General features: G+C 71.6%; 6 protein-coding genes. 3 read left to right on the top strand and 3 right to left on the bottom strand.

All coding sequences use genetic code 11. From position 1 onward, the window contains the following. The first annotated feature begins 1 nt into the window (after position 1). Complete coding sequence (locus AAHM41_RS38350; RefSeq protein WP_342241900.1) at positions 2-1000, top strand: acetyl-CoA C-acyltransferase; 999 nt, start codon at positions 2-4, stop codon at positions 998-1000. Here AAHM41_RS38350 and AAHM41_RS38345 read toward each other — a convergent pair. From AAHM41_RS38345 to AAHM41_RS38335, 3 genes are all read right to left on the bottom strand, one after another. Beyond that, positions 997-1479, bottom strand: coding sequence for a GNAT family N-acetyltransferase (locus AAHM41_RS38345; RefSeq protein ID WP_342241899.1), 483 nt, complete (start codon positions 1477-1479; stop codon positions 997-999). The genes AAHM41_RS38350 and AAHM41_RS38345 overlap by 4 nt on opposite strands. Positions 1480-1493: 14 nt before the next feature. Beyond that, on the bottom strand, positions 1494-2324 hold the full coding sequence (locus tag AAHM41_RS38340; protein ID WP_342241898.1) for a hypothetical protein: 831 nt from the start codon (positions 2322-2324) through the stop codon (positions 1494-1496). 73 nt (positions 2325-2397) lie between these two features. Next, positions 2398-2997: a class I SAM-dependent methyltransferase gene (locus tag AAHM41_RS38335; RefSeq protein ID WP_342241897.1), complete on the bottom strand. Its 600-nt coding sequence runs from the start codon at positions 2995-2997 to the stop codon at positions 2398-2400. Between the two features lie 364 nt (positions 2998-3361). On the opposite strand from AAHM41_RS38335, the gene AAHM41_RS38330 reads away from it, so the two are divergent. Next, complete coding sequence (locus AAHM41_RS38330; RefSeq protein WP_342241896.1) at positions 3362-4675, top strand: MFS transporter; 1314 nt, start codon at positions 3362-3364, stop codon at positions 4673-4675. A 175-nt stretch (positions 4676-4850) separates the two neighbouring features. Further along, complete coding sequence (locus AAHM41_RS38325) at positions 4851-5273, top strand: hypothetical protein (protein ID WP_342241895.1); 423 nt, start codon at positions 4851-4853, stop codon at positions 5271-5273. Positions 5274-5794: the final 521 nt, after the last annotated feature.

Raw genomic sequence — 5794 nt, 5'->3', positions numbered from 1 at the left:
GTTGGGCCCGGCGCCGGCGCGCCAGGCCGCCCGCGGCGCCGGCCTGCCCGATTCGGTCGGGGCCACCACCGTGAACAAGGTCTGCGGCTCCGGCATGAAGGCGACGATGCTCGGCCGCGACCTGATCGCCGCCGGCTCCGCCGACATCGTCGTCACCGGCGGCATGGAGAGCATGTCGAACGCACCCTGGCTGCTGCCGGGCGTGCGCGACGGGCTGCGCTTCGGCCATGGCCGGATCTTCGACCATGCGGCGCTGGACGGGCTCGAGGACGCCTATGACAAGGGCCGGGCGATGGGCGATTTCGGCGAGGCCACGGCCGCCCGCTACGGCTTCACGCGGGACGACCAGGACACCTATGCCGCGACCTCGCTGCGCCGGGCCCAGGCGGCGATCGCCGAGGACACCTTCGCCGCCGAGATCGTGCCGGTCTCGGTTCCGGCCAAAGGCGGCCCGGCCGAGATCGCGGTCGACGAGAACCCGGGATCGCTGTCGGCCGACAAGATCCCGAACCTGAAGCCGGCCTTCCGCCCGGACGGCACCATCACCGCCGCCAGCTCCAGCGCCAATGCCGATGGCGCCGCGGCGCTGGTCCTGGCCCGGCGCTCGGTCGCCGACCGGCTGGGCCTGCCGGTGCTGGCGACGATCCGCGGCCACGCCACGCAGTCCCAGGCGCCGGAATGGTTCACCACGGCGCCGATCGGGGCGATCCGGACGTTGCTCGACCGGACCGGCTGGCGCGCCGGCGAGGTCGACCTGTTCGAGATCAACGAGGCCTTCGCCTGCGTGGTGATGGCGGCGATGCGCGACCTCGACCTGCCGCATGACAAGGTCAACATCCATGGCGGCGCCTGCGCGCTCGGCCACCCGATCGGCGCCACCGGCGCCCGGCTGATCGTCACCCTGCTGGCGGCGCTGCAGCGTCAAGGGTCGCGCCGCGGCGTCGCCTCGCTGTGCATCGGTGGCGGCGAGGCCACCGCGATCGCGATCGAGAGATCCTAGCCGGCGTAGCGGATGGCGCCGTGCCCGTCCGGCCCGATGCGGCGCAGGCCGATCTTCTCGGCCACCCGCATCGACGCGGCGTTGTCCGGATGGATGTCGGCGACCGGCATGGCGCCCAGCGTGTCCCGGGCATGGGCCAGCACCGGCGCCGCAGCCTCGGTGGCGTAGCCGCGGCCCCAGTTCGCCCGGGTGAAGCGCCAGCCGATCTCGATCTCCGGTCCGTCGAGCGGGATCAGCAGCACCCAGCCGAGGAACGTCGCTTCCGGCGTCCGGGTCCGCACCGTCCAGTAGCCCAGCCCGTCCGGATAGGCGGCGGTGATCCGCGCCTCGACGAAGGCGCGATGCGCCGCCGGGTCGGTCCAGGGCCTGTCGATGTAGCGCACCACCTCCGGGTCGCGGTCCATGGCCAGGCAGTCCGGCAGATCCGCCATGGTCCGCGGCCGCAGGATCAGGCGCGGCGTCTCGAATGACGGCAGCACGGGCGCGCCCGGGCCTATCGCGGCAGCGCCTTGGTCTGGCCCGGCGCGATGCCGCCGAGCTGGGTCAGCAGCGCCGGATAGCTCGGGTCGGTCGGCAGCACGACGCGGTGCGGCGTTCCGGCCCGGGCCGCGCTGACCGGACCGAAGTTCAGCACGATCGCGGCGTCCGGGCGCATCGTCGCCGTATCGCCGCCCTGGACCGCGGGCACCGGCGGCGGCAACGGGCGCGCGAAGGCGGGGGCCGGCGGGAGCGTGCCGACAACCACCGGCGTCGTGCCCTGGATCACCAGCGGACGCGACGGCGCCACCGGGTTCGCCGGCAGCGGCAGCATCGGCTGCGGCGCCGGGAATGGGGACGCAACCCGGGGCGCCGTGGACGGCGACGCTGCCCGGGGTGTCACCGGCGTGGTCGGGGCGATCAGCACCTGTCGCGGTTGCGGCTGTGGTGGCGGAACCAGAACCTGCCGTGGGTGCGGCTGAAACTGCGGCGGGGGCGGGACCAGGCGCGGCGCCGCGGGACCGGTCGGCAGCGCCACCGGGGTCGCGAGCGGCCGCAGCGCACCCGGCCCGTCAGGCTGAAGGCCGCCGGGGCCGCCGACCAGCCGGGCCTCGAAGAACGACGCACCGGCCGTGCCGCAGGGGATGAACAGGTCGACCGGCGTGCCGATCGCCAGACGGCCGGGGCTGTCGGGATAGGTCCCGATCACGCCGGTGCCGATCCGGCATGACCCGCCGCCCACATCGGTGGTGGTGTTGACCTGGAGCTGGACATGATAGGCGGGAGCCTGGGCCTGTGCCGGTAGCGCGAGCCCGAATGCAGCGACCAGAAGAAGCGAAGGTCTCATCGTCGCACACCCTCGGAAGCCAAGCGGCCAGTATGCCCTGTCCGGCGGGGCGGCGGAAGCGGAGCGAAGCGCGTCAGCCGGCGCCGCGCTGGCGATAGGCCCAGACCGAGGCCGGCGGGATGTTGGCCGGGACGAAGCCGACGCGGCGGCCGGTCAGGGCCAGCTTGTCGCGCGGCAGCGGCGAGGAGAGGGCGTAGGTGTAGAGCACGACCTGCCGTCCCTTCGGCATCACCGAATAGGCCGAATCGAGGATCGCCTTCTGCTCCTCCAGGGTCAGCAGCAGCATCGGGATGCCGCACACCGTGGTGCCGACCTTGCCGACCACCTCGGGCGGCAGAATCTCGGCCAGGCGCCGGGCGTCGCCCTCGATCACATGGATGCCCGGGAAGATGTCGCGCAGATGCTGCGCCATCTCCGGGTTGATCTCGAGCACGTACAGGCGATCGGCCGGAACGCCGCGCTCCAGGATGCCGCGGGTGATCGCCCCGGTGCCGCCGCCCAGCTCGATCACATATTCGTCGGGCGCGCGCACGACCTCCTGGGTCAGCCGGCGCTTCAAGGCGGGCGAGGACGGCGCCACCGATCCCACCTCGCGGGGGTTGGCGAGCCAGCGGCGGAAGAACAGCCAGGGGTTCATGTCCGGCCGGTCTTGGCCGGCTTTGTGGTCGGTCATCGAGCAACGGGTCCTTGCGACGTCGAACGGATGGAGGCGTCCGGTCCTCCGGGCGACGAACGCTTGATGCTCCGTTCCGCCGCCGATCGCAAGATCATCGCAGGGGATTCTGGTGGGGACCGTCCCGGCTGCATGTTGCAGCGGTAGCCGTTTTCGCGGTGTCCGACATCGTGTCGTAGCGGGCCTCGCGCATGCTGGCACTCCGGATCGGGCGCGGATCCCGACGGACAGGCGGCGACAGTCCCCGCGTGACGCGCTGCAGTCATGCCCTGGCCGCCGGGCATGTTGCTGTTGACGGCACCCGCGCTTGGGACAGATATGGAACCCCGCCCAGCAGCCTGCGCAACAGTCGGTATCCTCCTTCATGACGGACACAACTTTCGGCTCGGCCGCGCCGGCCGCCGCCAATTCCACCGGCCGGATCGTGATGGCGAGCCTGGTCGGCACCGCCATCGAGTTCTACGACTTCTACATCTACGGCACGGCGGCGGCCCTGGTGTTCGGGCCGGTGTTCTTCCCGCAGGAATCGGATGCGGCGCAGCTGCTGCTCTCCTTCGCCACCTTCGCCATCGCCTTCGTCGCCCGGCCGGTCGGCTCGGCCTTGCTCGGCCATTTCGGCGACCGCGTCGGCCGCAAGGCGACGCTGGTGGCGTCGCTGCTGCTGATGGGCATCTCGACCACGCTGATCGGCGTGCTGCCCGGCTATGCCGCGATCGGCTGGCTGGCGCCGGCCCTCTTGTGCCTGATGCGCTTCGGCCAGGGGCTTGGGCTTGGCGGCGAATGGGGTGGTGCTGCGCTGCTGGCGGTGGAGAACGCCCCGGCCGGCAAGCGCGGCTGGTTCGGCATGTTCCCGCAGCTCGGCGCCCCGATCGGCTTCCTCGCCGCCAACGGGCTGTTCCTGCTGCTGGCGCTGGGGCTGGACGAGGCGCAGTTCCGGAGCTGGGGCTGGCGCGTGCCGTTCCTGCTCAGCGCCGTGCTGGTGGCGGTCGGCCTCTATGTCCGGCTGAAGCTGGTCGAGACACCGGTGTTCCGCGAGGCGATGAAGCGGCAGGAGCGGGTGCGCGTGCCGATCGGCGAGGTCCTGACCCGCTACACCCGGATCACCATCCTCGGCACGCTGGCGATGGTGTCCTGCTACGCCCTGTTCTACATCACCACGGTGTTCTCGCTCGGCTACGGCACCAAGGCGCTCGGCTATTCGCGCCAGGCCTTCCTCGGGCTGGAGTGCTTCGCCATCATCTTCCTCGGCCTCGGCATCCCGCTCTCCTCCTGGCTCAGCGACCGGATCGGGCGGCGCCCGGTGCTGATCGTCGGCGGCATCCTGACGGCGCTGTTCGGCTTCGCCCTGGCGCCGCTGCTGGGCGGCGGCTCGATGCTGCTGGTCACCCTGTTCCTGTGCCTCGGGCTGTTCCTGATGGGGCTGATCTTCGGCCCGATGGGGGCCTTCCTGCCGGAGCTGTTCCCGACCCGGGTGCGCTACACCGGGGCGTCGCTGACCTACAACCTGGCGGGGATTCTCGGCGCGTCGCTGGCGCCCTACATCGCCCAGACGCTGGTCGAGCGGGGCGGGCTCGGCTGGGTCGGCGGCTACATCAGCATCGCCGCGATGATCAGCCTGGTCGCGGTCTGGCTGATCCGCGAGACGCATGACCAGGACCTGACCAGGATGGACCGCTGACGGGCAAGGCGGCGGCAGCCTCCTCCACCAGCCTGTTGGCGGAAATATCACAAAACTGTAATCTTTGCCCTCAACCCTCGGTTGCCAGCGCGCCGCATTTCGGCGCCCCGGCCGGGGGCGGGAAGGGGGATTGCGGTTGCGGTATCGGGATCGCCTGTGGCGAGAGGTCTGGCGTGTGCTGCGGAACCATCGCCGGCGAGGCGCGTGGCTGGGCCGCAACGTGCTGCGGCGCCTGCTGACGAAGCGGTTCGGCGCGCAGCCGCCCGGTGATGGCCGATGGCCGATCTCCCGGGAGATGTGGTCGACCGAGGCGCTGGCGCGGCATGGCAACGGCCGTCACGACCGGATCGAACCCTGGGGGCTGCAGGGGCCGGTGCTGCTGGCCCGCCGCTCGGGCGAATACTGGGTGATCGACGGATCGAACCGCATCAATCACTGGGCCGCGGCCGGCGACACCGACCGGCACGAGGTGCTGGTGATCGACCTCGACCGCCTGGTCGAGCCGCGCGGTTTCGGCCCGGCCTGGTGGACGATCGGCCGGGCCGCCGGCCTGGCCCTGCCCTGGCTGCTCGTCGCCGCGGATTCGCCGCTGCTCTGATACCAAGCACCATAAACAATGACCCGTCATCCCGTGCGCAGCGCAGCATGCAATGATGCGCTGCAGACACGGGATCTCTGTGAGATCGTGCCGAGATCCCATATCTGCGCAGCGGCACTTCGCGCCGCAGCGCGCACGGGATGACGAGTCAATATTTTCGACCCTTGGTATGAGTCTGGCGCGCAGGTCGAATCCAACCCCTTATTGTCCCTTATCCCAAGCGGGAAAGGCCACGCGCATGCCTCCGGCCACGGCGACCGGTCCTGCGGTCAGCCATGGCGGAGGATGTGGCGGCGGCAGCGTTCGGCTCGCCCGGCGTCGGCCGATCAGGGCGGGCCGCGGGGCAGAGCCGGATCGGGCGGCGGCGCCGTGGCGGGCGGTCCGGCGGCGACGGTGTGAATGCAGCGCTCGTCTCCGGGCCTGCCGGCGCCTTCGGCCAGGATGGTGCGACGGACGTTGGAAGAGGCTCGGTTCAGGGCCGGGCCGGAGTTGCGGGCCCGGGGGGGCCGGGGCGCGGGGGG

Source organism: Inquilinus sp. OTU3971, from assembly GCF_038440215.1.
Note: the sequence above shows the minus strand (reverse complement) of the source record. Positions and strands in the feature narration are given on the sequence as shown.

What these genes read in the sequence shown, in the direction of transcription:
- AAHM41_RS38340 (WP_342241898.1), bottom strand. Translation starts at nt 2,324, where the DNA reads ATGAGACCTTCGCTTCTTCTGGTCGCTGCATTCGGGCTCGCGCTACCG.
- AAHM41_RS38335 (WP_342241897.1), bottom strand. Translation starts at nt 2,997, where the DNA reads ATGACCGACCACAAAGCCGGCCAAGACCGGCCGGACATGAACCCCTGG.
- AAHM41_RS38330 (WP_342241896.1), top strand. Translation starts at nt 3,362, where the DNA reads ATGACGGACACAACTTTCGGCTCGGCCGCGCCGGCCGCCGCCAATTCC.